We start from the raw sequence: 3,137 nt of genomic DNA, 5'->3' as shown, positions 1-3,137 counted from the left end.
CGTCTTCCGCGCTTCCCAGCGACCGATGCAACCCGTCGTTGGGAGCCGCACATTATGCGCAGATGAATGGGGCTTGTGAAGGGGGTCGGGCGAGAAATGAATGGGGAATCGCCGGTCGGCGAGTTGCGGGCCGATTCGGCAAGGTTGGGGCGGCCCTCGCCCCAGCCCTCTCCCGCAAGCGGGAGAGGGAGCAGAGCCGCAGCGGGGCTGATTACGCTGGGGATTAACCCGCGATCAGGCGAATCCGGGCGAAGCTGCGCTTGCCCACCGCCAACATGCCTTCGAATCCAGGGGCAAACAGCCGCTGGGCGTCTTCCACGACTTCGCCGTCGACCCGCACCGCCCGCTCTTTAAGCTTGCGATTGGCTTCCGAGTTGCTGGGCGTCAGTCCCGTGGCGGTCAGCAATGCGGCGATGCGCAAGCCTTCGGCCGGAACGACGACATCGGTCAGCGGCAACGAGGCGATATCGCCCTCGCCGCGCACGGCCGCATTCCAGCCTGCGACCGCAGTGTCGGCCGCTTGTTCGCCATGGAACCGGGCGGCGAGTTCGCGCGCCAGGCGCAGCTTGAGGTCGCGCGGGTTGAGTTGGCCCGCCTCGATCTCCTGCTTGAGCCGCGCAGCCTCGGCGATGCCGATCTCGAAGCTGAGCAGATCGATCCAGCGCCACATCAGCACGTCGTCGATCTTCATGGTCTTGGTGACGATGTCGATCGCCGGCTCGTTGATGCCGATGTAGTTGCCCAGCGACTTGGACATCTTGTTGACGCCGTCCAGGCCTTCCAGCAACGGCATGGTCAGCACGATCTGCGGCGGCTGGCCGTGGTGCTCCTGCAGGCCGCGGCCCATCAGCAGATTGAATTTCTGATCGGTGCCGCCGAGCTCGACGTCGCATTCCAGCGCCACCGAGTCGTAGCCCTGCACCAGCGGATACAGGAATTCGTGGATCGCGATCGATTGCTGGGCGGCGTAACGCTTGGCGAAATCGTCGCGTTCCAGCATCCGCGCCACGGTGTGCTGGCCGGCCAGGCGGATCATGTCGGCGGCCGACATCTTGCCGAACCACTCGGAGTTGAAGCGGACCTCGGTGCGCTCGCGGTCGAGCACCTTGAACACCTGCTCGGCGTAGGTCTCGGCATTGGCGAGCACGTCTTCGCGGGTCAGCGGCTTGCGGGTGACGTTCTTGCCGCTGGGGTCGCCGATCATTCCGGTGAAGTCGCCGATCAGGAAGATCACCTGATGTCCCAGATCCTGGAACTGGCGCATCTTGTTGAGCAGGACGGTGTGACCGATGTGCAGATCGGGCGCGGTCGGATCGAACCCGGCCTTGATCCGCAGCGGGCGGCCGCCGGGCTTGGCGGACGCGATCAGCCGGGCTTCGAGCTCCTCGCGCTTGAGGATTTCGTCGGCGCCGCGGGCGATCAGGTCTAGGGCTTCTTGTACGGAGGAAGGCGCGCTGTTCAAAGGCTGGACTCGGATACGGCCGCGGCCGGCTTTTGTTAACGCCGTCACGGATTCGGGTTAATCGGAAGTTAAACGAAACTGTACCACTCGGTGGGGAAAAACCCTATTCAGGACAAGGGTTTGACGCGTACTGCTCGCGTGTCTATGGTAACGCCGCAACGTTGCCTTCACACCTCGATCGAGGGATCCACCGATGACAGTACCCGAGCAGGCTTCCAGTGTGGGCGCCGAGCGCCGCGAACGCCTGAAAGCCCTGCGCGAGGCCGCTTTGAAGCGGCCGGTACTGGCCCGTCATTTGTCGGACGGTTTCAACGGCCGTTGGACCGGGCGCCAGTGGGTGCAGGCCGGTCTGTTCGCGACGTTGGGCATGATGGTCGCCGCGATCGTTCCCGGTTTCAGCCAATCCACCGCGTCGGTGCGCGCGCACGAGCCGCGTCAGTCGTTGGCGCTGGCGTTGCCGCCGCTGACCCTGGCCCGGCTCAAGGGCGAAACCGGCGACAGCTGGCAGCTGGTCCGGGTCAACCGCGGCCAGACCCTGGGCTCGGTGTTCAAGGACATGGACATTCCCACGTCCACCATGCATCAGATTCTCGAACAGCCGGGCGCGAAAGAAGCGCTGATGCGGATGAAGCCGGGCACCGAGCTCGGTTTCGACATGCCGGTCAACGGCGCGCTGCGTACCTTCCGCTACGACAAGGACGACAGCCATCGGGTCGAGCTGAGCATCGCCGGCGACACCATCACTCAGAAAGTCATCAACCGTCCGGCCGAAACCCGCACCGTGGTGCTCAGCGGCAAGGTCGGCAAGTCCTTGTTCCGTTCGGCGCGCAAGGTCGGTCTGACTCCCGCCAACATCAACACCCTGACCGACGACATCTTCAAGTACGACATCGACTTCAACGAAGACGTCGGCGCCGAAGACCGCTTCAGCGTGGTGGTCGAACAGACCTGGCGCGAAGGCGAGCTGCTCAAGACCGGCCCGGTGCTGGCGGCGACCTTCACCAGCGACGGCAAGCTGCACACCGGTTTCCGTTTCGAGCGCGGCGGCAAGGCCGAGTACTTCACCGGCGACGGCCGTCCGCTGAAGAAGAGCTTCATCCGCATGCCGATTCCGTATGCGCGCCTGACCTCGGGCTTCGGTTCGCGCCGGCATCCGGTGCTGGGCAAGATCCGCATGCACGCTGGCGTGGATTACGCCGCCGGCACCGGCACCCCGATCATGGCCGCCGGCGATGCGCGCGTGCAGTTCATCGGCTGGAAGGGCGGTTACGGCCGCGCGGTGATCCTCGATCACGGCCGCGGCTACACCACCCTGTACGGGCACATGTCGAACTTCAGCAAGGTCAAGCCGGGCCAGCGCATCGCCCAGGGCACGGTGATCGGCTACGTCGGCAGCTCCGGTCTGGCGACCGGCCCGCACCTGCATTACGAATTCCGCATCAACGGCGTGCACCGCAATCCGCTGTCGGTGACCATGCCGCCGCCGGAGCCGCTGGGCGGCGTGGCCTTGGCGCAGTTCCGCCAGCAGACCGGCGTGGCGCTGGCGCGCATCCGGCAGGTCGAGAACATCATTTACGCCGACGCGGGTCCGGCGCCGGCGCAGCAGCCGGCCAAGCAGGTCGCGGTGGCGAAGAAGAAGACCACGCGCGGCTGAGCGGCGCGGCGGTGGATGCAA

Annotated in this window: 2 protein-coding genes; one reads left to right on the top strand and one right to left on the bottom strand. The window is 65.6% G+C overall.

Annotation, left to right across the window (positions count from 1 at the left end; genetic code table 11):
• Positions 1 to 223: 223 nt before the first annotated feature.
• Positions 224 to 1,462 carry a tyrosine--tRNA ligase gene (gene tyrS, locus V7787_RS52585; protein ID WP_336095424.1) on the bottom strand — a complete coding sequence of 413 codons (1,239 nt, stop codon included), beginning with the start codon at positions 1,460 to 1,462 and terminating at the stop codon, positions 224 to 226.
• 193 nt (positions 1,463 to 1,655) lie between these two features.
• On the opposite strand from tyrS, the gene V7787_RS52580 reads away from it, so the two are divergent.
• On the top strand, positions 1,656 to 3,116 hold the full coding sequence (locus tag V7787_RS52580) for a M23 family metallopeptidase (RefSeq protein WP_336095423.1): 1,461 nt from the start codon (positions 1,656 to 1,658) through the stop codon (positions 3,114 to 3,116).
• The last annotated feature ends 21 nt before the right edge of the window (positions 3,117 to 3,137 follow it).

It is taken from the genome of Pseudomonas sp. CGJS7 (assembly GCF_036961695.1).
This window is presented reverse-complemented; position numbering and strand designations above follow the sequence as displayed.